This window comes from Eisenbergiella tayi, assembly GCF_001881565.1.
Classification (GTDB): domain Bacteria; phylum Bacillota; class Clostridia; order Lachnospirales; family Lachnospiraceae; genus Eisenbergiella; species Eisenbergiella tayi.
In genome coordinates this window covers 535,792-558,361 of the sequence record NZ_MPDJ01000004.1, presented here as the reverse complement: position 1 = coordinate 558,361, position 22,570 = coordinate 535,792, and the positions used below count along the sequence as shown (strand labels likewise).

Below are 22,570 nucleotides of genomic sequence, written 5' to 3'. Positions count from 1 at the left end.
CCGTTATTTTACGTTTACAGGAATCCAAATCTCACTGTAATAATCAGGAGAAGAGGTATCACACGGAGTATACATTTCAATATTCAGCCCAAGGGCGATTTCATACCGGGTATTACCGGGAAGCCATTCATTGAAAATGCGCGTATTCGTGGCCTGGAATGCGCCGGGAAGGGGACCCGTACAGCTGAACTTCACCCAGGTACAGGCAGGGATTTCCATTACCTTCATGCCCTCCGGAACCACATCCCCCTCATAATCGCCTGCGATGAGATACCGGAAGCTTATCGGATCCTCTTCCTCTGTAACACAGATGCCGTATTTACCTAAATTTCTGCTCCCACCCAGTTGAGAACAGCACATCCCCCTTTCCTTTTGACAGAACCATGCCCAGTAGGGAGGAATTTCATCATAGGCGGTGTCATAAAGAAAGGTACGCTCCAACCCGATAACTGGAAAGGAATCCATCTGTTCCAGGGTAAAATGCAATTGGCTCCCGCCTTCAACCGAAATCTTAATCAGAAGGGGAAGAAAAACATGAAGTCTGTGAGGCTGTTTCTTCAGCTGGACCGGCGCCAGCCCATGAAAACGGCTGAAGGCTTTGGTAAAGCTTTCAGGAGTTTCGTATCTGTATTTATAAGCAAGGTCAATCACCTTATCGTTTCCTGTCAGGATATCCAGGGCTGCGAGATACAGGCGTCTGTTACGCAGATAAGTTCCAACTGTCATTCCGGTAATGATTTTAAAGCCCTTCTGAAAATAAAAAGAGGAGATACTCACCTGCCGCGCAACATCATCCGGAGTGATATCCTCCAGCAGATGATCTTCCATATAATTGATGGACTCCTTCATTGCTTCCAGCCATTCCATTTTCCATTCTCCCTGCAGTATATGTCTTATTTTCCGCCAAATGTTATATAAATCGCGCTGATGCGGAGGACCTCTTATAAGATATAATAACATAAATGAACGCGGAAGGGAGAACATAAATGGAAAGCTGTTTTAGTGGAGAATTCAGAAAATTTGTATTATAATAAAGCTGCAAAGATAAAAACACAGAGCATGTCTGAGACATGCGGAGCCGGTTGGTAGTCCGGCCGGAAGCAGCAAGCCTGCTTCTAAGTAGCCCTCCTCCTTGGTCGTCCGTTCTTTGTTCATAAAATTAAAGGAGGATTCTTTTATGGACAGATCGACGGAGTTGGTGAGGCAGACGGCAGTGTTTCGGGTATTTTTCGAGGAACCCTTCTGGGTAGGCGTTTTTGAGCGCATCCGGGAGGGAAGGGTATCGGTTTCCAAGGTGACGTTTGGCGCGGAACCGAAGGATTATGAGGTGCTTGCATTCCTTCTGGAAAATTATGATAAGCTGCGGTTTGGCCCGTCAGTGGAGACTGTGGTAAAGGAAACGGGATCCAATCCCAAACGGATGCAGCGAATGGCCCAAAGGGAGCTTCGGGAGCCGGGCATCGGGACAAAATCCCAGCAGGCATTAAAACTGCAGCAGGAGCTTATGAAAACGGAGCGCCGCATCTACAGCCGGGAACAAAAGGAGGCTGAGAAGGAACGGCGGTTTGAGCAGAAGCAGCAGAAAAGAAAAGAGAAACACAGGGGCCGTTAAGGTCTCTGTGTTTTTTTGGAATAAGGTTTGTTCAGAAAATACGGCTGAGCTGTAACTCAATTGCTGTGGGGAAAGAAAAATTACTTGACTTAGTAGTAAAAATATACTAATATACAGTTAGTAGTAAATAGATACTAACAATCCAATTCCGACAAAGGAGGAAAACCATGACTTCATCTGAGCAGGTATTCCTGAACAATTACCATCCGGAGGATTATGAAAAACCATCGGTTGCCGTAGATTTACTGGTATTTACCATAGAAGAAGCCGCACTGAAGCTGGTCATGATAAGGAGAGAAGAGATGCCCTTTCAAAACAAGCTGGCTCTGCCGGGTGTGTTTGTTAATATCCGGGAGTCTCTGGAGGAAGCGGCATACAGGGGAATCGAAGAGGAAACAGGACTGACAGATATTTATCTGGAGCAGCTGTATACCTGGGGGGATCCGGAGCGTGACCCGAGAATGCGGATCATATCGGTTTCCTACATGGCGCTTGTGCCCATACATAAAATTCATCTGAGTAAGGGAAAAAGGACAACGCAGGTGAGTCTGTATCCTGTGGAAGAGCTGCTTGCGGAAGAGACGGAAATAGCCTTCGACCATAAAAAGATGATCGCCTGTGCAAGGGAACGGATAAAAAATAAAACGGAATATACGGATGTGGCCTTCGCCTTTCTGCCGGAAGAATTCACCCTTCCCCAGCTTCAGCGGATTTATGAAATCCTGCTGGGAAAAGAATTATATAAGGCCAATTTCCGCAAAAAGATAAAGGATCTGGTGGAGGAGACGGAACATTATACAACCGGGGTTTCCCACAGGCCCAGCCAGTATTACAGACGGAAGGGGAACGGAGAGGAGGCAGGGAAAAATGAGCAGATGGAAAGCATTTCTGAAAGCGGAAACCGCTGACTGGAAAAAATGGGAGGTTATCTGGCTGGCTCTGGCAGCAGGAATCATTGTCCTTCTTTCTCTGTACTGGGGAGATGATGCAAGAGGAATCACAGCAGCCGTAACGGGAGTGATCTGTGTTATCCTTACCGGAAAGGGAAAGATGAGCTGTTACCTGTTCGGGCTGGTGAATACGATTCTGTATGCCTGGATAGCATGGGATGCCCGATATTTGGGAGAGGTCATGCTGAATGTGGTTTATTATGTCCCCATGCAGTTCGCCGGCTGGTTTATGTGGAAAAAGCACAGGAACCAGGAAACCGGGGAGGTAGTCAAAACAAGGCTTTCCCTGAAGGGAGATCTGGCGGCCGCCGGAATCGCCGCTGCCTGCGTTTACGGCTATGGCCTGCTTCTGAAAGCGTTGGGAGGGAGCCTGCCCTTCACGGACAGTCTGTCCACCTGTCTGAGTGTGCTGGCTATGCTGTTCAGCGTAAAGCGTCTGATGGAGCAGTGGATACTCTGGATTGTGGTAGATGTGGTAACCGTATATATGTGGGCGGTGGATTATGCGAACGGGGGAACGGATATCGCTACGCTCCTTATGTGGTCCGTTTATCTGTTGAATGCCGTAATTATGCTTCATAAATGGTATGTGGAAAGCAGGAGGGCGGAACAGAAATGAAATATAAAACAGGGATGTTCGGGGGTTCCTTTGATCCCCTTCATACAGGTCATATACACGATATCATAAGGGCGGCTTCCATGTGTGAGGAGCTTTATGTGATGATCAGCTGGTGTGAGGGGCGGGAGTCCACCTCAAAGGAGCTTCGCCATCGCTGGCTTCATAACAGCTGCCGCCATCTGCCTAATGTGAAGCTGCGGCTTGTAGAAGATAAAGCCGTGGATAAGGAAGCCTATAATACAGATTATTTCTGGGAAAAAGGGGCGGCAGATATCAAAGGCATCATAGGAAAGCCCATAGATGCCGTATTCTGCGGTACTGATTATCTGGGTACCAACCGGTTTGAAAGCCTGTACTGCCCGGAAAGTGAAATTATTTATTTTGACAGGCAGGAGGTCCCTGTCAGCTCCACGGATATCCGGAAATGGGCATTTGATAACTGGGACTATATTCCCGCAGTCTGCAGGCCCTATTATGCAGGAAAGGTCCTGGTAGTGGGAGGGGAGAGCACCGGAAAATCAACCCTTGTAAAAAATCTGGCTCTTGCCTATAACACCTGCTGTGTGGAAGAAGTGGGACGGGATGTCACTGATTTTGCAGGAGGAGAGGAATGGATGATTGCGGAGGACTTTCACCAGATCCTGCTCCGCCATAAGGTGAAGGAGCTGGATGCCCTGAAAGCCTGCAGCAGAGTATTGTTTGTGGACACGGATGCCCTTACCACCAGGTTTTATTCCCGGTTCCTGTTATGCGGGGAAGAGGAAATCCGCCAATGCGAGGCACTGGCGGATGCGATAACAGCTTTAAACAGCTATGACCTGATTCTGTTTCTGGAGCCCACCGTCGAGTTTGTCCAGGACGGCACCAGAAATGAGAGGATCGCCGCTGACAGAGAGAAATACAGCAGACAGATAAAAGAACTTTTTGAACAGAAAGGCCTTTCTTATGTTTCTCTGGCGGGAGATTATCTGGAGCGCTTTAACCGGGCAAAACTTCTGATTAAGGAAAAGCTGGGGCTTGACACCAGATGGTGATTCACCCCCGCTCCGGCATATGAAAGCCCTCCAGGGCCTGATTCAGGAAATCGTTGAAGGGTTTCATCAGCAGAAAAACGGCAGCCGCGTTTTGGGCAAAGAGTTCCGCATGCTCCAGCTCTTCATCGGAAACCGGATATTCGATTGCCCAGCTTTTATGCTTCAGGTATTCACTGACGGAAAGCGCCGCATCATATTCCCTGGGGACATTCTTCAACTTTTCCCCGACCAGAACAAACTTTTCTGCAAAGGCTGGTTCCCGGAGGATCGCTTCCCATTGCTCTCCATGGGAAACGATGTGATTTCGTATCATGGAGGTGGCATCCTTAAACTGGGATGCAAAAAGCCCTCCTCCGAGAAAACTGTTTCCCGGTTCAAGGTGGATATAGAAGCCTACCGGAATGGGGAGCCGTCCTGCCGGGGACAGATGCGCTCTCAGAGAGGCATGGTAAGGGGATTTGTCATGACTGAAACGGGTATCCCGGGCATACCGCATGATAAAATCTTTCACATCATGTCCCCCCGACATGGGGCAGCCGGCGGCGGAAAGTTCAGAAAGAATCCGGCATAAAAGCTTTTCAAAGTCTGCATTGGCTTCCTTCTGCCAGCTCTTGTTGGCGCTCATCCATTCCTTTGTATTATTTTCCTTCATAGCGTTCAGAAAGGCCAGCATACAATTATCATTCATATCACATTTTTTCTCCTTATGCGTTCATAATATAGCTGCATCTGTCGGAACTCAGAAAATCAGAAAGGAATTTTCTGGCCTCGGCAGTGGCGCGGAAGGTGGGGAGGGAAGAAAAAAGCAGGGAAAGGTCATCGATTTCTTCCATGTGCTTAACAAATTCATCCGCGTCCGGATTGGGAACCGCCAGCGGCGAATATTCCACAGCTTCCGGATGGATGCGGTGTGTGGCGGCTGCGTAGGGGATTCTTCTTTTGCAGGCGCATTTTCCGCCGGTCAGTCCGCAGTATTCTTTCAGGAAAGCGGACATTTTCTTCCTGGCCCTGGACAGCTTCTGCCGGTAATTTTCAGGCGTCATATCCAGAATGTCGCCGGCAATCCGGCTGTCGGCCTGAAACATGGTTCCCAGAATAAAGATGCAGCGGCTTTCCGGATCCAGACATTGAAGCATGACATTGGTACAGGAGAGCTTCAGCTCCTGTTCCAGAAGGTCATGATCCAGTTCCGGGGAAAGGGCGGGTATTTCCTTTTCCTTTCCGCTGTCAATATCCGCTCCATAATATTCGAAGCTTAAAGGATGGTTGGCAAACATATGCTTTTTGTAATCCTTCAGATGATTGACGGCAATGCGGAAAACCCAGGTGGTAAAGGCGCTTTCCCCACGGAATGAGGAAAGATGTGTCATAACCTTTAAAAGGATTTCCTGTGTGGCGTCCTCTGCATCGGGTATGCTTCCCAGCATACGCAGGGAAAGATGGAATACGGGATCCTGTATGCCCGTAAGCAGTTCCTCCAGGGCCTTACGATCCCCGGAAACTGCCTTTTCCACAGCATCGGGGGTTATTTCAGTGCGATTGTTATTCATAGAATTCTTCCTCCTTTATACAGTTAGACTGCGGAAAACATACTTTGTGACAAAAAATATTTATATATCCTTATTAATTGTTCTTCTGACGGAGTGGATCGCCGGTTTAAAATATTTCGGCCAGAAATGTACTGCATCCGGATTAGCCGTTTCAAAACTCACATGAAGATAGGATTTACGCTTTTCCCTGCAGATGGCGAATACTTTTTCCAGCAAAGCGGTACCGATGCCTCTTCCGCGATAGTCGCAATGTATGAACGCACCTATAAATTTAATGGAAGAACTGTCAGCAGCAGTTAAATGTTCAAAATGATACCCCGGATCCAGGGAAAAACTCATTACTCCGATAATTCTGCCTTTATCACGGGCGGTCAGAATATAACCTTCCTTCAGAAATTCCGTGATTTCGGCTGCTGAATATTCATTCCTCTTTAAGAAGACAGGGCTTGCCGTATAATATTCGTTTGAAAGGTTAGCGAATGCAAGCAGTTCATCAACATCCTTTATTCCGGAGGAGGATATCTCATAATCGCATGTAACGGATAAGTTCAGCGCACCGGTCGATTGACATGCATCGATGACATAGGAGCCGAAGCCAATATCATATAATTTTTCTCTGAGGGGGTGATTATCAGAATAAGTCATCCATAAATGGTTAAATCGCTTATCATCCACCCATTTCTGAGCGGCATGGTAATACATTTCCTCATATATTCTGATATCATCATGTGGCGAAGCAGCGTGGGCAGCAGTGGGTAGGAATGCAGTCCTTTCCTTATGAAAATCAAAATACATCCATGCCATATACCCGATGATATCGCTGTCACGTTTTATTATTATGGCATTCTCTTTTTCTGTTTGCTCTTTGAGATATGCATTTATAACCGGCAGACCTCCGGCAGTAAAATCCGGGAATGAATTACTGTAACAATACCTGACAAACTGCTCTTTCCATAAATTAACGGCATCCGGAATATGTTCTGCTTTCATAGGAACTATTCTTATCATTTTTTCTCCTGTCTGCACACTTTTGTGTGCTCGTTATTAAAATGACATCCAATTCAGGAATGCTGAAAGCGCTTTCTTTTCTATTACTCTTCCTGTCTGTTTTTTGTCTGAAGATTTCATGTAGTTAATCAATAAAAACCATACCATACATGTGATTTTATTACAATGCTGTTTCAATGACCTTGTAAGTCCATTTATATTTACGACAGGCGGGGATGTAGGAAATGCGGATGAATAGGAGAGTAGGAAAGGAATATGGATAGGATAGAAGCTGGATTCCGGCAAGATACGATATGGGAATACTAATGTAAAAAAGAAAATTAAGGATCATTCCAGTATTTAATTTTAGAAAATTTTATGCTATACTGTGTGTAAACGCTTACATTAAAAGGGGAATGATATGGGACTGATAACATTAACAGAAAAACTGAGGAAACCGGATCGGGAATATACAGCCTTTCCCTTCTGGTTCTTCAACGGCGATTTTACAGATGAGGAGATCATACGTCAAATCCGGGATTTCAGGGATAAGGGGATTTATGGATTTGTCCTGCATCCCAGAATGGGAATCCCGGAAAGCATTCCTTACCTGTCCGATGCTTTTATGCATTATGTGAAGACTGCGGTGGAAACAGCCCACGAAGAAAGGATGCAGGTTGTGCTGTATGATGAAGGCATGTATCCTTCCGGCTCCGCTCATGGTATGATTGCGGCTGCCGATCCGGCCCTAGCATCCGTCGGCCTTACACTGGAAGATGACTGGGACGAGAACGATCACGTCGGTGAGGAGAGGGTGGTTGCCCGGCTGGCAAATGGAAAATTTCTGGTATGCAGGCATAACCAGGGTACGATACGGGGCATTCATTTCGGGGAGGACGACGGGGAGCCGGGAGCGCCTTTAAGCGCAGATATTCTGAATCCGAAGGCGGTGGATTTGTTCCTGAAGTTCACCCATGAACGCTATTATGAGGTTCTGAAGGAATATTTCGGTTCTACAATAATCGGCTTTTTTACCGATGAACCCAGTATTCTTGGCAGAAACGGGTTGGGTACTGCGGAAAAGCCTTTCTTTCCCTGGACGCCGGGGCTGGAAGAGGAAATCTGCAGCCGGGGCGGAAAAACAGAGGAGCTGGAAGCTCTTTTTGAAGGAAAAGAAAATAGAACAACCGCTGTTTATCATCAGGTGATTACGGACAGGGAAGGCCGGGTATATTACGGGAAGCTGTCTTCCTGGTGTGAAGCCCATGGCATCGCCCTTATGGGACATCCTCATCAAAGCGATGATATTGATGTGCAGCAGTATTTCCATATACCCGGGCAGGATTTGGCCCTGCGCTGGGTGGCGCCGGAAAAAGGCGGCCTGGAAGGGATGGACAGTGTCATGGGAAAATGCTCTTCAGATGCCGCAAGGCTGATGGGAAGACGGCGCAATTCCAATGAATGCTTTGGCGCATGCAACAGAACAGCGGATGGTGTCACGATTCCCTGGTATTTTACGGGCAGCGATATGAAATGGTATCTGGACTGGCTGGCGGTCCGGGGTGTGAATCTGTTTATACCTCATGCATTTTATTACAGTATTGAAGGCGCGAGAAAGGAAGAACGTCCGCCGGATGTGGGGGCAAACAGTATCTGGTGGAACCATTATGAACAGATTTCCGGCTATATGAGCCGACTGTCCTATATGGGAACGGATGGGAAGAACTGTGCCGATGTGGCGGTTTTGTGTGATAATCGAAACCTGCACTGGAAGGAAGTAAAGGAATTTTATGAAAAACAGGTGGTATTCAATTATCTTCCCCTGCGTTGCCTGGAAGGCTGTAGGGAAGAAAATGGGAAACTGGTTTGCGCCGGACAGGCGTACAGCTGTGTTTTTGGAGATGAAGTTCACAGCTTACTGCCCGGCGGGATGCCGTCGGTGAAAAGAATCCGTTCGGCCAAAGAAGCGGGGGAGCAGGAACTGAGGCTTAAGAATGCCTGCCCCACTTTGCGGCTTACTCATTTTATCAAGGAGGGGAAGGAATGCTTCTTTATCGTGAATGAGGGGGAAACGGCTGTCTCGGAGGAGACGGAAATAGAAGCAGGAAATAAGGTCGACAGCTGTCTGGCAGCCTATGACCTGTGGAAGAATGAATGCTATGGAATCCCGGTACGGCAGCAGGAGGGCCGCATGGCCTTTCATCTGGAGCTGGCAAGGAGGGAAAGCCTACTTTTGATTCTATGTACGCCGGAGGAGTACGAACAGGCTGGCCTCAGGTACCGTCCGGGAAAAGAAGAAATAAAAATCCAAAACTGGAAGCTGGTCGGAGAAAATACGGACGCTCTTCAAAAGGAATACGAAGGAAGCTTTTATTGGGAAAAGGGGAAAAAGGAAACCACTGGAAAGGATGATACCGAATGGGTGCTTCCTGTTTCGGCGGAAGAGATGGTGGAATATTACATAAACGGCAGCTTTGCGGGTGTTACCTTCTGGAATCCTCATGAGGTGAAGCTTACTGACTGGCTGAAAGAAGGAGAAAATCATATCCGTATTGTGGTGACGGGCAATCTGGCAAACCGGTACGGGAATGCGGAAGTCTATTATGGATTATTATGAAAATTTAAAAAGAAGAAGGTATTATAGTATATTGCTCAAGATACATATTTCTGATATGAAAGAAGAGTAATTGATATGGAAATGGTAGAAGTGATTAATAAAGAACGAGTACCAGTTGGCCGAATTGTTGAACGGGATACACAATTAAATAATGGAGAATACCATTTGATTGTACATGCTTGGATTAAAGATTATAAATCCAATTATCTGATTTCCAGGCGGGCTGAGAATAAAAGTTTTGGGGGAATGTGGGAGTGTACAGGTGGAGGTGTAATCTTTGGCGAGACGAGTATTGAAGCTGCAGTTAGAGAGACTAAGGAGGAAGTGGGGCTGTTACTTAAACCTGAAAATGGAAGATTTTTGACATCATATTTTTTTGAAGATATTCATGCTATATGTGATGTATGGTTATTTCATCAAGAAGTAGAATTAAATAACTTGGTTTTGCAGGAGAATGAAACTAGTTCTGTAAAATTAGTAAGCTTGGATGTTTTAATTGATATGTATAATAATGGAGAATTTTTATCATTTTATGATTTTGCTAAATTACTTAGATTAACTGATTTTTAGGTTTTCTGGAAAATGAGGTAATTTGCACTCCAAGATCTGGTTACATTATAGTAGTATACAATGTTAGTCAGTAAGTATGCAGGTAAGTATTTTCATAAAATAAATGGCAAAAAGAGTTTCTGAAATGAAAAGATAAAAAAGCCTTGTACTCCTTCCGGGAGTGTATCATAACACTTTCCGGAAATCAAGTACAAGGCTTTTTTAATGCAGCATGCCGAATTATTTAGCTTTAATTTCGCTGTGAAGCTCCTGCAGGGATTTCACATCTCCGTTGCCATGGTCTTTCACATATTTAATACCATGGGCGGTTGCCAGAGCGGCAGCAATGGTGGTCATATAGGGAATCTTCGCTTTGATGGCTGCTTTGCGAAGATAGCTGTCGTCATGTACGCTTTCCTTACCGACGGGGCTGTTGACCACAAGCTGGATTTTGCCGTTGGTAATGAGATCCAGGATGTTGGGCCTGCCTTCATACAGCTTATTGACTTTTTCCGCCTCGATTCCGGCTTCCCGGATCAGGCTGCAGGTATTTCCGGTCGCTACGATATGGAAACCGGCATCTGCAAAGGCCTGTGCAACCTCAACCACTTCCGCTTTATCCTTGCGGTTCACGGAAATCAGCACGGTGCCTTCCAGAGGAAGACGGGACTGTGTTGCCTCCTGGGCCTTATAGAAGGCTTCGCCATAGGAATAGGAAAGTCCGAGCACTTCACCGGTAGAACGCATTTCCGGCCCGAGGACAGGATCTACTTCCGGGAACATATTGAAGGGGAATACCGCTTCCTTTACTCCGTAATAAGGAATATACTGCTCATGCAGAGTGGGTACGGGAGAGGGTTTCCCGGTCAGCTCGGAGGTTATGATATCGATGGCCAGCGGCACCATACGGATATTGCAGACCTTGGATACCAGCGGAACCGTACGGGATGCGCGGGGATTGGCCTCCAGCACATAAACCCTGCCGTTTTCAATGGCATACTGCATGTTCATCAGGCCTTTGACATGCATTTCCTCCGCTATTTTTCTGGTATATTCCTTTATGGTTTCCACATTTTCCGCAGAAATATGGACGGAAGGAATGATGCAGGCAGAATCTCCGGAATGAACGCCTGCAAGCTCGATATGCTCCATAACGGCAGGAACAAAAGCATGGGTACCGTCACTGATGGCGTCGGCTTCACATTCCATGGCATGGTTCAGGAAACGGTCAATGAGGATGGGGCGGTCGGGAGTTACGCCTACCGCGGCTTTCATATAGCCTGCCATGCTTTCCTCATCATATACAACTTCCATACCTCTGCCGCCTAATACGTAGGAAGGGCGAACCATGACAGGATAGCCGATCCGTCCGGCAATCTCCAGCGCTTCTTCCACAGTGGTGGCCATTCCTGATTCCGGCATGGGGATTTCCAGTTTTTCCATCATGGCGCGGAACAGATCTCTGTCTTCCGCCAGATCGATGACGGAAGGGGCGGTACCGAGAATTTTAACTCCGTTCTTTTCCAGTTCATTCGCCAGATTCAGCGGGGTCTGGCCGCCGAACTGTGCAATAACACCCACGGGCTTTTCTTTTTTGTAGATGCTCAGAACGTCCTCCAGGGTCAGAGGTTCAAAGTACAGTTTATCGGAGGTATCGTAATCCGTGGACACGGTTTCCGGGTTGCAGTTGACAATGATGGTTTCAAAGCCCAGCTTTTTCAGGGCGAGTGAAGCATGGACGCAGCAGTAGTCAAATTCAATGCCCTGGCCGATGCGGTTGGGGCCTCCGCCCAGAATCATTACTTTGGGCTTATCGGTGCTTATCGGGTTTTTGTCTTCTCCGTTGTAGGTGGAGAAGTAGTAAGCACTGTCCGGCGTGCCGCTGACATGGACGCCTTCCCAGGTTTCCTCCACACCCAGCTGAATGCGGCGGCTGCGGATGTCATCTTCAGGGACAGCCAGAATCTGGCTTAAGTATTTATCGGAAAAGCCGTCTTTTTTAGCCTTGATAAGGCTTTCGTCGGAAGGAAGGCTTCCTCTGCATGCTGCAAGGGCTTCTTCTTCCTCCACCAGTTCCTGCATCTGTGTGATAAAATAGGTTTTCACCTTTGTGATTTCATGGATTTCTTCTACTGTGGCACCCTTGCGGAGAGCTTCGTACATGATGAAATGACGTTCGCTGGAAGGGGTGATCAGAAGAGCGAGAAGCTGTTCTTTTGTTTTGCTTCCCAGGTTCCCGGCATTCCCCAGGCCATAGCGGCCTGTTTCCAGACTGCGGATCGCTTTCTGGAAGGCTTCCTTATAATTTTTGCCGATGCTCATCACTTCGCCTACCGCGCGCATCTGGGTGCCCAGCTTATCCTCAACACCCTTGAATTTTTCGAAGGCCCAGCGGGCAAATTTGATAACCACATAATCTCCGTCGGGCACATATTTATCCAGGGTTCCGTACTTGCCGCAGGGGATATCCTTCAGGGTAAGGCCGCATGCCAGCATGGCGGAAACCAGTGCGATGGGGAACCCGGTAGCCTTGGAGGCCAGTGCGGAGGAACGGGAGGTTCTGGGGTTGATTTCAATAACAACAATACGATCGGTTTCCGGGTCGTGGGCGAACTGTACATTGGTGCCGCCGATGACCTGAACGCTTTCCACGATCCGGTAGGCCTGCTCCTGCAGACGCTTCTGGCAGTCCTGGGATATGGTGAGCATGGGAGCGGAGCAGAAAGAATCACCGGTATGTACGCCGAGGGGATCGATGTTTTCAATGAAGCAGACGGTGATCATGTTGTTTTCACAGTCTCTTACAATTTCCAGCTCCAGTTCTTCCCAGCCGAGAATGGATTCTTCCACGAGAACCTGACCTACCATACTGGCCTGAAGGCCTCTTGCACAGACGGTTTTGAGCTCGTCCACATTGTAAACAAGTCCGCCGCCTGCGCCGCCCATGGTATAGGCGGGACGGAGAACGACAGGATAACCCAGGCGGTCGGCGATTGCAAGCGCTTCTTCCACACTGTAGGCAACTTCACTGCGGGCCATTTCAATGCCAAGCTCGTTCATGGCTTTTTTGAATTCAATACGATCTTCGCCGCGTTCGATGGCATCTACCTGGACGCCGATTACTTTAACGTCGTATTTTTCCAGAATGCCGGCTTTATTCAGCTCTGAACACAGATTCAGCCCGGACTGTCCTCCCAGATTGGGAAGAAGCGCATCGGGCCTCTCTTTGGCAATAATCTGCTCCAGCCGCTCTACATTAAGCGGCTCAATATAGGTTACATCTGCTGTTTCCGGATCCGTCATGATCGTTGCCGGATTGGAATTGACAAGAACGATCTCATATCCAAGCTTACGCAGTGCCTTACAGGCCTGAGTGCCGGAATAATCGAATTCGCAGGCCTGGCCGATGATGATCGGGCCGGAGCCGATGATTAGTACTTTGTGAATGTCTGTTCTTTGTGACATAATTCCTCCATTCTGCTGCCAGAATAGCAGCGCTGATTAAGGGGGAAAACAGGTACGTGCGCTTCCACCGCAGCCGTACGCAAGCCAAGGCGGAAAGAACCGTTTGATCCCTCCCGCACAATCTTTTGTAATTTCCCTTTGGAGATTATTATATAGGATATTGAGGAAAAGGGGAAGGGGGTGTTTGATTATTTAGCTTGGGTCTTTGAAGGTGTTTAGGAGGATTTGGGGGATGAGGGTGTTTCGGGTGAATTTGCGGTGTTGGATTTCTTCTTTTGTTCTTCCGCTGATTAGGGATTTGTTTGTGATGGTGTTGTCTGAGACGCTGAAAAGGGCGGTTAGGGGGATTGCGGCTGTTTTGGCGGCTCTGAAGGCGGCGGCTGTTTCCATTTCTATGATGTTGCAGCCCATGGCTGTTATTTCTTCGATGTGGGCGAATTGGGCGAAGATGGTGTCGATGCTGAAGGTTCTGCCTTTGTGTAGGGGGACGTTGTTGGTTTGGCAGATGTGGCGTGCGTGTTTGCAGAGGGTGTTTTGCAGTTGGGGGTCGGGGTATTGTTTTTCGCCGAAGGGGTCGGTGTGGGTGAGGGTATCGGCGGTTATGTAGCGGCTGGCTCCGTCGCCGCAGATGCTGTATTCGGGGATGACGATGTCGCCGATGTTTATTTGGGGGTCAAGGGAGCCGACGGAGCCGATGAAGATGGCTCTGCGGCATTTGGTGACGCCGAGTGAGAGGAGGGTGTCCATGAGGACGGGGGCGCCTATGCCGGTTTTTATGTAGGTGATGTTGAGGCTGTTGTTTTTTATGTTCCAGACTTTTATGGAGGCGGAGGGGGATTCGCTTAGGTATTCGGTGTCGCCAAGGTCTTGCAGGATATCGGGTTCCCACCAGGGGGCAAGGATGACGTTTTCGTTAATTTGATCAGGGCGGACGCCTGTGCCGTGAAGGCATATGTCTTCTTCTGTGGAACCGTATTTTTTTATTGCGTCGATCAGGTGTTTGTAGTTCATATGTGTTTACCTCTCAGTGTGTTGGGTTGTTGTTACAGGTGCGGTTTTCGGCTTCCCATTGTCAGGGGTATTGTTTTCAGCGGCTGAGGAGAAAACGGGATATCAGGCTGGGGGCGTTGATAAAGTCGTAGGAGCCGTAGCGGCGGGCGAGGAAAAACAGGCGGAGGACGAGAAGCTGGTAGCGGATGTAAAAAGCGGGGGTGCTCATGTGGGCAGGGGGGAGGAGGACATGGGTGTAATCCCATTTGCGCCAGTCTGTGGTGAGGAGCTTTTCTTTGCAGTCGTCGTACATCTGTGTCCCGGGGAGGGGAGTGATGATGGAGGGGATGACGTATTCGAGCTGCTGTTCTTTTACCCAGCGGTACATGGAGATGAAATCGGCGGGGGTAAAGTCTGTGTCGATTATCATCATGGCGTAGAGGCCTGCGTGGATGCTTTTCATAAAGCGGATGCAGGAGAGGCTGTCATCTACTTCGATTTTTTTGTCGTATTTTTGGAGGTAGTTATCACGGACTGCTTCAAAGCCTACGATGAAATAGCGGAAGCCGATCTGTGTGAGTTCTTTTATGAGGTCTTTGTTTTTCAGAATGAAATCGCATCTTCCATAGCAGATGAAATTTTTGTTTATTTTGAGTTCTCGGATCGCGGCAGTAAATTGTGAGAGGGTGGTGGGATCCACGAGAAAATTGTCGTCTATAATGTAGATGTTGTCGCATTGGATGTTTCGGATTTCTTCCGCGAAGTTCCGGACATCTTTATGTACGTAGCGGCCGCAGTTCATCATGGTGCGGTAGCAGAAGGTGCATTTGTGGGAGCAGGAATAGGCAAAACGGACACAGGCCAGGGGATTGTGCTTGAGGAGCCGGAAGCGGGACTGGTATTGGTAGAAATGGGAGCGGTCTATATCCCGGGGGAGGAGGTTGATATCAAAGGGGTGTATCGTGTTTTCCGTCCAGCTGCCGTCTTCGCTGCGGTAACACAGGCCGTTCAGGTTTTCCAGCAGGGAGGAGGGAAAATCCTGTTCTGACAGGAGGGCGGCAAGGGCTGAGATGACAAAGGGATCGTAGGAACGGGAGATATAATCCACGGTGTCCTTATACAGGGAGCGGTAATTGTGTTCGGCGAAAACACCTCCGAGAATCGTGGCGGTTTTTGGGGAGAAGGCTTTGGTACGCTGCATGTAGTCAAGCATGTAGGGGACTTGCTTAACTACGCCGTCAGCATAGACCAGGTCGGGGGCAAAAGAGGATAAAAGTTCTTCAAAACAGGCCGGCTCCCGGTCCGGATCATAGATGCGGACCTGGTAGCCGGCTTGTTTGAGGACCGTGTATAAAATTTCTGTTTCAAGCGGTTCGTTTTCCACAATACCGAGGGCGTTGAAATGAGTTCGTGTTTCTTCTGTATGGATTAACAGGATGCGGGTCGGTTTCATGATTGTTCCTTTCAGCCTTTCGTTAAAAAAATGAGTTGCAATTATTTTATCATAGAAAAGGCTGTTGTGCATGAAATATTGTTTTCTCTTTCCGGTAAGGGAGGGGTGTTGTTAATGGCCGGGCCGCGCCGGGCACTTGCCGTATGGCGACCGGGTATTTATGGTGCGCGCCGCAGCGTGCGGCCGGGAGGCTTAGGCTTCTCCTTTTAGAGCGGTATGGCTATCGTCCGGAAGAACCGGAGCAGCAGCGGAAAGCTCTTTGTGAAGCCGCAGGGCCATAAATACGGTGATGGCGGCGGAGAGTACATCCGCGATCGGCTGGGCACAGATAATACCGGTTATTCCGCTGAAGAAAGGAAGAATCAGTATGACGGGAACAAAGCAGATCCCCTGTCTGCAGGCACCGAGGAAGCAGCCTTCCTTTGCCTTGCCCATTGCCAGGAAAAGAGAGGAATAAACGGTATAGAAACCGAAAGGCAGGAAGGAAAGGCCGTTTATCCGTAAGGCAGCCTGGCCTACGCGTATCATTTCTGTGTCTCCCTTTGTAAATTGAGATATGATGGATGTTGAAAATAAGGCGGCGGCTAATCCGAAGGCGATACAGAATATCGTAGACCATAAAATGGAGGTTTTGATTGCCTCACGCAGGCGGCTATAGTTTCGTGAGCCGTAGCTGTATCCGGCAATGGGCTGGAATCCTTTGATAAAACCAAATACCATAAGGCTTCCTACGGACATAATTCTTGTTACAGGGCCCATGGCGGCCAGTACGGAATCGCCGTATCCTTTCGCTGCGCTGTTGATGAGGGTTATGGAAAGGCTTGTCAGCAGCTGGAATACCAGGGTGGGAATTCCTATTTTCAATATTTCAGACATGATTTCTCTGGAAAAACAGCATTTCTTTATGTGAAAGCTGAAAACACTTTTCCCACTGAATATATAACATAAATATACCAGAGTGGAAACAAGCTGGGATATGGCGGTGGCGATGGCGGCTCCGGCTACGCCGAGATTCAGGGTATAAATGAAAATGGGATCCAGGATCACGTTCAGGACGGCGCCGGTTATGAGTACGCACATGGTGGTTTTGGCGGCGCCTTCGCTTGATATGATATTGTTCATTGTCACATTAAATACATTGAAAATAGAAGAGGCTATATAAATGCCCGTATAGGTTATGGCGTACGGCATGATGCTTTCCGTGGCTCCCAGCTGTCTGAGGAGCGGGTGAAGGAAAAGCAGGGAACATAGGATGACTGCGGCTCCGACAGAGATGCTGCTGTATAAAGCGGTACTGGCAGCCTGGTCGGCTGTTTTTTTGTCTCCGCGTCCCAATAAGCGGGATAGGTAGGAGGCTGCGCCGTTTCCGAACAGAAGCCCCAGCCCCACAACAACCTGCCCCAGAGGATAGGCGATGGTAATCGCCCCCATTTGGCTGGTTCCCAGTCCTCCGACAAAATAGGCATCCACCAGATTATATAATGCATTAATCATCATTCCGATCATGGTAGGGAGTCCGAGAGCCAGAAGCGCTTTGGGAACAGGAGTACTTCCCAGCAGCTCCATTTTTTTGTTTTTTTCGTTCATGAGTAAATCTCCTTTCTTATAATGTAAAATATAATACTATAAATTATAGCACTTGATCCGCAGAGCATATAGTACTATAATTTATAGTACTTGTCAAGAACAAAAAAGGAGGACGTCATGGCTACCATTGATTTGATAGTGCTGGGAATATTGAAAAAAGAGGCATTAAGCGCCTATGATATTCAGAAAACAGTGGAGTACCGTAATATATCCAGGTGGGTGAAAATAAGCACTCCATCCATATATAAGAAGGTTCTCCAGCTCGAGGAAAAAGGCTATATCAGCAGTACGATTGTAAAAGAGGGGAAAATGGCTGAAAAAGCGGTCTATTCCTTAACGGAAACAGGAAATGAAGAATTTGAAAAGCTTATGCTGGATATTGCATCCAAGCCTATCTATATTTTTCTTGATTTTAATGCGGTAATAGTCAATCTGGACAGTCTGTCTCCGGAACGGCAGAGACAGTGTCTGGACAGTATAGAAAAGAATGTTAAAATCATCAAGTCATATCTGGAGGATAATATTGAACGGAAAAAAGACATGCCCGAAATCCCTGAAACAGGAAAGGCGGTTATGCAGCAGCAGTATATTTTATTTCAGGCAATTGAAACATGGATTGCATCGGTAAAGGAAGGCTTTGGAAAGCAGTCTTGATTTTTCCGAAGCCTTGCCTTTTGAGAGAAAGAAAGAGACTGCTGCGGATATATCTGGCCGGAAGGATATGTCCGGAAGCGATCGGTTTATGTTGACATATACTATATATTATAGTAGTATAATTTATAGAAGGCTACAAGCGGCATGGCAGCAGCTGTATAGTGTCTGAAACAGGCAGGAACAGCTGATGGTCAGGCCGGATGGCGTAGAGTAACGCCGGTATCAGGAAATTTACAAAGGAGGAAATTATGTACGAATCGAGATGCGGCGTATGCTGCGACAGCTGCGAAAGAAAAGAGGCTGTTCACTGCAGCGGATGTCTGAACATGGAAAAGCCTTTCTGGGGAGGCTTATGCGGTGTAAAAGCCTGCTGTGAGGAGAAAAAACTCAATCACTGCGGGGAATGCGCAGAGTTTCCCTGTGAGATGTTAAGCTTAATGGGAGTGGATCAGGGCTTCGATCCCACTATTAAGATTGAACAGTGCAGAAAGTGGGCGGAAGAAGGGAAAAGCTGACCGGATGCAGCAGTTCAGATGCCTGAATTGTCAGGGGCAGTTATAAAGGCAGATGAAATATGGAAAGATGGTCTGAAGGCCGCAGGATTTAGGCATTGCCAAATAATCCTGCGGCCTTAATCCTGCGCTGCATTAATGTCACAGTAATGGAATGCTGTACTAGTGCTCCCGGCTGGATGAAGCACTGGCTGTTTTGCACAAATTTTGGTTGCAACCGGGACTGCGGTGAGGCATAATGAATATATGGATGTAACTGTGAAGGCATTGAACAGTTATATATGGATAAAGGATTACATATGGCATAAGGGGACGGTCCGGCAGGACAGCAAAGGGGGCTTACGTGAAACAAAACAGGAATCGCAACAAGTATACCTTTGGTTTAGGCACGATAGGCAGGGATATGGTCTATTCCATGGTGAGTATGTATCTGATTTATTATCTTACGGACATTATTGAACTGCCTACGTCCACCTTGTGGTGGATTACGGTTATTGTTCTTTGTGCCCGTATTTTTGATGCGCTCAACGATCCGATCATGGGGGTGATCGTTGATAATACCAAAACCCGGTTCGGGAAATTTAAACCCTGGATCGCGCTGGGAGCCTTGGTATCGGGTATGCTTACCGTCTTGCTTTTCACGGATTTCGGTCTTCAGGGGGCGGGATATATTGCAGTATTTGCCCTGATCTATATCGCCTGGGGACTGGCCTATACCGCGAATGATATTTCCTACTGGTCCATGCTGCCGTCGCTGAGCCTGGAGCAGAAGGAAAGGGAGCAAATCGGTGCGGTGGCGCGAATCTGTGCCAATGTGGGCCTGTTTTTCGTGGTAGCGGGCATTGTGCCTATCACCTCGGCTTTCGGAAACGCACTTGGCAGTATGCAGAAGGGATATTTTGCATTTTCTCTTCTGGTAGTCGGAATTATGTGGGCGGGACAGTGTATTACCCTTGTCGGCGTAAAGGAGCCCAGGAATCTTGTGGCGCAGAATAAGCATACGAGCCTGAAAGAACTGCTTAGGGTGATATTCGGAAATGATCAGCTGCTGTATACGGCGGTTTCCATGGCTCTGTTTATGATCGGCTATACGACAACCACAAGCTTCGGACTTTATTTTTTCAAATATGCTTATGGGGATGAAGGGATGTATTCCATTTTTGCCTTGATTCTGGGAGTTTCCCAGATTGCGGCCCTGGTGGTGTTCCCTCTTATCAGCCGGCATTTCGAACGCAGGACACTGTATGCTTTTTCCACGGGACTGGTGGTGGCCGGTTATGTGATATTTTTCTTTGCACCGCTTGATACCATGCTGTTTATCGGTATTGCGGGCGTGCTGCTTTTTATCGGGCAGGCGTTTATCCAGCTGATGATGCTGATGTTTCTTGCGGATACGGTGGAATACGGCTTCTGGAAATCAGGCAGGCGTAATGACAGCGTTACCTTTTCCATCCAGCCGTTCATCAATAAGATGGGAGGGGCCGTGGCAAGCGGTGTTGTGAGCGCCACCGTTATTGTTTCCGGGATAAAGGATGCACAGAGTGCGGAGCAGGTTACTGCAGGGGGGCTTCTCATGATGAAAATGGCCATGATGATTTTTCCTCTGCTGTGTATTCTGGCCGGGTTCCTGCTTTATCTGAAAAAGTATAAAATCGACAGCAGTTTATATGCCCGGATCCTGAAGGAACTGAGGGAACGGGGCGATATACGTACCGGGGAAGGAGAGTAAGGCATGAATGAAAAACTGACGATGAAAAGCAGCCTGAGGGAGGTTTATGCACACCCGGTCGGCCATGATATCCTGAAAAAAATCATGCTTCAGACAGGCATGCAGGAGCGGCTTCTGGACAACCGGATAACAGGCGCCATGTCTCTGCAGGCGGTGGCGGCTTTGACGAAAAAAATACTGGATGACAGCTTCTGGCAGACCTTTCTGCACCTGCTGAACAGTGAACCGGATTATCCGGATGAAACCGATTCGGAAATTGTGAAAAAATGGTGGAAGGAGGCTGTTTTCTATCAGATTTACCCCCGGAGCTTCTGCGATGGGAACGGGGACGGAATCGGTGATATTAAGGGAATTATCGGAAAGCTGGATTACCTTTCCAGACTTGGGGTGGACGCGGTATGGCTTTCTCCCGTGTATGATTCCCCCAATGACGATAACGGCTATGACATAAGGGATTATTTTAAAATAATGCAGGAATTCGGCACCATGGAAGAATTCGACGCCCTCCTGTCAGGCCTGCATAGCCGCGGCATGCGCCTGATTATGGATCTGGTGGTAAACCATACCTCCGATGAACATGCCTGGTTTCAGGAGGCGGTACGGGATCCTTACGGCCCGTACCATGACTATTATCTGTTCCGGGAAAACGAAGACGGGCGGGAACCCAATAACTGGACCTCTTTTTTTGGTCAGGGAAAATACGGGGATGCCTGGAGGTATATCCCGGAAAATGACGAGTGGGCGCTCCATCTTTTTTCCAAAAAACAGATGGACCTTAACTGGGACAATCCCCGGATGCGCCGGGAAATTTACACTATGGTCAAGTGGTGGCTGGAAAAGGGCGTGGACGGGTTCCGGCTGGATGTCATTAACTATATTTCCAAAGAAGAGGGACTGCCCTATGGAAATGAGTCCGTGGGAAATATGCTGGGCTATGTGGGAATTGAGCATTATTTTTATGGCCCGCACCTTCATGATTATCTGCGTGAACTGCGGTGCATGGCTTTTGACCCCTATGAAGCTTTTTCCGTGGGAGAGACTCCGGGCATCGGTATGCAGATGGGCAAGCTTCTCACCGGGGAGGACAGGCATGAGCTGGATATGATTTTTTCCTTCGATCATCTGGAGACGCCGGGGCATATGCGGTTCGATGAGTACCGCTATGATCTGAATTATCTGAAGCAGTATTATACGGAGTGGATGGAAGGGTATGGAAACCGCTGCTGGATGTCTCTTTTTTATGATAACCATGACAACCCGCGGATGATTTCCAAAGTCAGCGACGATCCCCACTATCGTTTTGCCATAGGAAAGCTGCTGGGGATGATACAGTTCACATTGAAGGGAACGCCTTTTTTATACCAGGGACAGGAGCTGGGAGCCGTCAATGTGCCTTTTACGGATATGTCCCAGATCCGGGATGTGGAAAGCATCAATCTGTACGAAGAGCTCTGCCGGAGTATGAGCGAGGAAGAGGCCTTCCGCAGGATTCTGGCGGGGACAAGGGATCATGCCAGAGCCATGATGAAGTGGCAGGAGGCAGAAGAACAGAAAGAGGACAGGGATTCCATCTATTATTTTTACAAAAAGCTGATTGCCCTCCGGAAAAAATATCCGGCCCTCATTTACGGAGAAATCAGAATTACCAACCATTCCAGGAAAAATCTGTTCACCTGGTTCCGGGAGCTTGACGGAGAGGAGTTTTACATAGAATGCAACCTCAGTGAAAAGCCGCTGACAAGGCCGGCAAGGCCGGAGGGCTTCCGCGGCCTGCTGTCCAGCTGTAAAGAGCCGGGAAGGCTGATGCAGCCCTATGAAGCATGCCTGTACCGGAAAGAAATGAGATAGTATTGCAGAAGAGGTAAGCCTGATGGAAAAGAAAAGCAATGCATCAAGTCCTGTCATATTACTGCTCTCTGTTTTCTTTATATTCACGGAAAGCATTCGTATTTTTACAGGAGAAAAAGAACCCTATTATACGGAGGATATGCAGCTGATCTGGCTGACCGGAGCCTGGTTTTTAGTGATCGCAGCCCTGCTTCTGGCCTGTTTTATACTGTGTATCCGGGGAAAAAGGCTGCGGTGGCACAGGCTCCTGCGGATTCCCCTGACCATGTATTTCCTTTACTGCGGGGCGGTTGCCGTACTGCTGCTGGCGGGAGGCTATGGTCTTTTATTCCTGTTGCCCGCGCTGATAGGAGGTATTGTGGTAGCTGTGGCAGTTATTAATGAAAAGAGCGTGTAACTCAAATTTCGCCCATG

At 48.1% G+C, this 22,570-nt stretch carries 19 protein-coding genes; 11 read left to right on the top strand and 8 right to left on the bottom strand.

The window, feature by feature from the left end:
- Positions 1-3: 3 nt before the first annotated feature.
- Positions 4-867, bottom strand: coding sequence for an AraC family transcriptional regulator (locus BLA28_RS17100; protein ID WP_069158276.1), 864 nt, complete (start codon positions 865-867; stop codon positions 4-6).
- A gap of 310 nt (positions 868-1,177) precedes the next feature.
- Here BLA28_RS17100 and BLA28_RS17095 point away from each other — a divergent pair, with 310 nt between their 5' ends.
- The 4 genes from BLA28_RS17095 to BLA28_RS17080 all read left to right on the top strand — a co-directional run bounded on the left by BLA28_RS17095 (position 1,178) and on the right by BLA28_RS17080 (position 4,215).
- Complete coding sequence (locus BLA28_RS17095; RefSeq protein ID WP_069158275.1) at positions 1,178-1,612, top strand: YjdF family protein; 435 nt, start codon at positions 1,178-1,180, stop codon at positions 1,610-1,612.
- 167 nt (positions 1,613-1,779) lie between these two features.
- Positions 1,780-2,520, top strand: a complete 741-nt coding sequence (locus BLA28_RS17090; protein ID WP_069158274.1) for an NUDIX hydrolase — start codon at positions 1,780-1,782, stop codon at positions 2,518-2,520.
- Complete coding sequence (gene pnuC / locus BLA28_RS17085; protein WP_044969372.1) at positions 2,480-3,181, top strand: nicotinamide riboside transporter PnuC; 702 nt, start codon at positions 2,480-2,482, stop codon at positions 3,179-3,181. The genes BLA28_RS17090 and pnuC overlap by 41 nt, the downstream gene beginning before the upstream one ends.
- Positions 3,178-4,215, top strand: a complete 1,038-nt coding sequence (locus BLA28_RS17080) for an AAA family ATPase (RefSeq protein ID WP_069158273.1) — start codon at positions 3,178-3,180, stop codon at positions 4,213-4,215. The genes pnuC and BLA28_RS17080 overlap by 4 nt, the downstream gene beginning before the upstream one ends.
- 1 nt (position 4,216) lies before the next feature.
- Here BLA28_RS17080 and BLA28_RS17075 read toward each other — a convergent pair whose 3' ends face one another.
- From BLA28_RS17075 to BLA28_RS17065, 3 genes are read right to left on the bottom strand one after another with little or no spacing between them, the layout of a single operon-like run.
- Complete coding sequence (locus tag BLA28_RS17075; protein ID WP_069158272.1) at positions 4,217-4,903, bottom strand: DUF2461 domain-containing protein; 687 nt, start codon at positions 4,901-4,903, stop codon at positions 4,217-4,219.
- Positions 4,904-4,919: 16 nt separating this feature from the next.
- Positions 4,920-5,765: an RNA polymerase sigma factor gene (locus tag BLA28_RS17070; protein WP_044969377.1), complete on the bottom strand. Its 846-nt coding sequence runs from the start codon at positions 5,763-5,765 to the stop codon at positions 4,920-4,922.
- Between the two features lie 60 nt (positions 5,766-5,825).
- The gene (locus tag BLA28_RS17065) at positions 5,826-6,773 is read right to left on the bottom strand and encodes a GNAT family N-acetyltransferase (protein WP_069158271.1); all 948 of its coding nucleotides are present in this window, start codon (positions 6,771-6,773) and stop codon (positions 5,826-5,828) included.
- A gap of 400 nt (positions 6,774-7,173) precedes the next feature.
- On the opposite strand from BLA28_RS17065, the gene BLA28_RS17060 reads away from it, so the two are divergent.
- Complete coding sequence (locus BLA28_RS17060; protein ID WP_069158270.1) at positions 7,174-9,369, top strand: glycosyl hydrolase; 2,196 nt, start codon at positions 7,174-7,176, stop codon at positions 9,367-9,369.
- Positions 9,370-9,444: 75 nt separating this feature from the next.
- Positions 9,445-9,939: an NUDIX hydrolase gene (locus tag BLA28_RS17055; protein ID WP_069158269.1), complete on the top strand. Its 495-nt coding sequence runs from the start codon at positions 9,445-9,447 to the stop codon at positions 9,937-9,939.
- 219 nt (positions 9,940-10,158) lie between these two features.
- Here the strand turns inward: BLA28_RS17055 and carB are convergent, their stop codons facing one another.
- The 4 genes from carB to BLA28_RS17035 form a co-directional block, all read right to left on the bottom strand.
- Positions 10,159-13,383: a carbamoyl-phosphate synthase large subunit gene (gene carB / locus BLA28_RS17050; RefSeq protein ID WP_069158268.1), complete on the bottom strand. Its 3,225-nt coding sequence runs from the start codon at positions 13,381-13,383 to the stop codon at positions 10,159-10,161.
- 192 nt (positions 13,384-13,575) lie between these two features.
- A complete protein-coding gene (locus BLA28_RS17045) occupies positions 13,576-14,394 on the bottom strand; it encodes a phosphorylase family protein (protein WP_009252227.1) in 819 nt (272 codons plus the stop codon).
- 76 nt (positions 14,395-14,470) lie between these two features.
- Positions 14,471-15,826 carry a B12-binding domain-containing radical SAM protein gene (locus BLA28_RS17040; RefSeq protein WP_069158649.1) on the bottom strand — a complete coding sequence of 452 codons (1,356 nt, stop codon included), beginning with the start codon at positions 15,824-15,826 and terminating at the stop codon, positions 14,471-14,473.
- A 192-nt stretch (positions 15,827-16,018) separates the two neighbouring features.
- Positions 16,019-17,413, bottom strand: a complete 1,395-nt coding sequence (locus tag BLA28_RS17035) for an MATE family efflux transporter (RefSeq protein ID WP_044967875.1) — start codon at positions 17,411-17,413, stop codon at positions 16,019-16,021.
- Between the two features lie 117 nt (positions 17,414-17,530).
- On the opposite strand from BLA28_RS17035, the gene BLA28_RS17030 reads away from it, so the two are divergent.
- The 5 genes from BLA28_RS17030 to BLA28_RS17010 all read left to right on the top strand — a co-directional run bounded on the left by BLA28_RS17030 (position 17,531) and on the right by BLA28_RS17010 (position 22,553).
- Positions 17,531-18,067 carry a PadR family transcriptional regulator gene (locus BLA28_RS17030; RefSeq protein WP_009252230.1) on the top strand — a complete coding sequence of 179 codons (537 nt, stop codon included), beginning with the start codon at positions 17,531-17,533 and terminating at the stop codon, positions 18,065-18,067.
- A 248-nt stretch (positions 18,068-18,315) separates the two neighbouring features.
- The gene (locus tag BLA28_RS17025) at positions 18,316-18,582 is read left to right on the top strand and encodes a DUF3795 domain-containing protein (RefSeq protein ID WP_044967877.1); all 267 of its coding nucleotides are present in this window, start codon (positions 18,316-18,318) and stop codon (positions 18,580-18,582) included.
- A 340-nt stretch (positions 18,583-18,922) separates the two neighbouring features.
- The gene (locus tag BLA28_RS17020; protein ID WP_071699263.1) at positions 18,923-20,308 is read left to right on the top strand and encodes a glycoside-pentoside-hexuronide (GPH):cation symporter; all 1,386 of its coding nucleotides are present in this window, start codon (positions 18,923-18,925) and stop codon (positions 20,306-20,308) included.
- 3 nt (positions 20,309-20,311) lie between these two features.
- Positions 20,312-22,156 (top strand): alpha-glucosidase, encoded by a 1,845-nt coding sequence (locus tag BLA28_RS17015; protein ID WP_081330098.1) that lies wholly within the window; start codon positions 20,312-20,314, stop codon positions 22,154-22,156.
- Positions 22,157-22,178: 22 nt separating this feature from the next.
- The gene (locus tag BLA28_RS17010) at positions 22,179-22,553 is read left to right on the top strand and encodes a hypothetical protein (RefSeq protein ID WP_069158266.1); all 375 of its coding nucleotides are present in this window, start codon (positions 22,179-22,181) and stop codon (positions 22,551-22,553) included.
- The last annotated feature ends 17 nt before the right edge of the window (positions 22,554-22,570 follow it).

Bases quoted from the DNA above. Each gene is read 5' to 3' on its own strand.
- BLA28_RS17100 (WP_069158276.1), bottom strand. From the start codon at position 867: ATGGAATGGCTGGAAGCAATGAAGGAGTCCATCAATTATATGGAAGAT.
- BLA28_RS17095 (WP_069158275.1), top strand. From the start codon at position 1,178: ATGGACAGATCGACGGAGTTGGTGAGGCAGACGGCAGTGTTTCGGGTA.
- BLA28_RS17090 (WP_069158274.1), top strand. From the start codon at position 1,780: ATGACTTCATCTGAGCAGGTATTCCTGAACAATTACCATCCGGAGGAT.
- pnuC (WP_044969372.1), top strand. From the start codon at position 2,480: ATGAGCAGATGGAAAGCATTTCTGAAAGCGGAAACCGCTGACTGGAAA.
- BLA28_RS17080 (WP_069158273.1), top strand. From the start codon at position 3,178: ATGAAATATAAAACAGGGATGTTCGGGGGTTCCTTTGATCCCCTTCAT.
- BLA28_RS17075 (WP_069158272.1), bottom strand. From the start codon at position 4,903: ATGAATGATAATTGTATGCTGGCCTTTCTGAACGCTATGAAGGAAAAT.
- BLA28_RS17070 (WP_044969377.1), bottom strand. From the start codon at position 5,765: ATGAATAACAATCGCACTGAAATAACCCCCGATGCTGTGGAAAAGGCA.
- BLA28_RS17065 (WP_069158271.1), bottom strand. From the start codon at position 6,773: ATGATAAGAATAGTTCCTATGAAAGCAGAACATATTCCGGATGCCGTT.
- BLA28_RS17060 (WP_069158270.1), top strand. From the start codon at position 7,174: ATGGGACTGATAACATTAACAGAAAAACTGAGGAAACCGGATCGGGAA.
- BLA28_RS17055 (WP_069158269.1), top strand. From the start codon at position 9,445: ATGGAAATGGTAGAAGTGATTAATAAAGAACGAGTACCAGTTGGCCGA.
- carB (WP_069158268.1), bottom strand. From the start codon at position 13,383: ATGTCACAAAGAACAGACATTCACAAAGTACTAATCATCGGCTCCGGC.
- BLA28_RS17045 (WP_009252227.1), bottom strand. From the start codon at position 14,394: ATGAACTACAAACACCTGATCGACGCAATAAAAAAATACGGTTCCACA.
- BLA28_RS17040 (WP_069158649.1), bottom strand. From the start codon at position 15,826: ATGAAACCGACCCGCATCCTGTTAATCCATACAGAAGAAACACGAACT.
- BLA28_RS17035 (WP_044967875.1), bottom strand. From the start codon at position 17,413: ATGAACGAAAAAAACAAAAAAATGGAGCTGCTGGGAAGTACTCCTGTT.
- BLA28_RS17030 (WP_009252230.1), top strand. From the start codon at position 17,531: ATGGCTACCATTGATTTGATAGTGCTGGGAATATTGAAAAAAGAGGCA.
- BLA28_RS17025 (WP_044967877.1), top strand. From the start codon at position 18,316: ATGTACGAATCGAGATGCGGCGTATGCTGCGACAGCTGCGAAAGAAAA.
- BLA28_RS17015 (WP_081330098.1), top strand. From the start codon at position 20,312: ATGAATGAAAAACTGACGATGAAAAGCAGCCTGAGGGAGGTTTATGCA.
- BLA28_RS17010 (WP_069158266.1), top strand. From the start codon at position 22,179: ATGGAAAAGAAAAGCAATGCATCAAGTCCTGTCATATTACTGCTCTCT.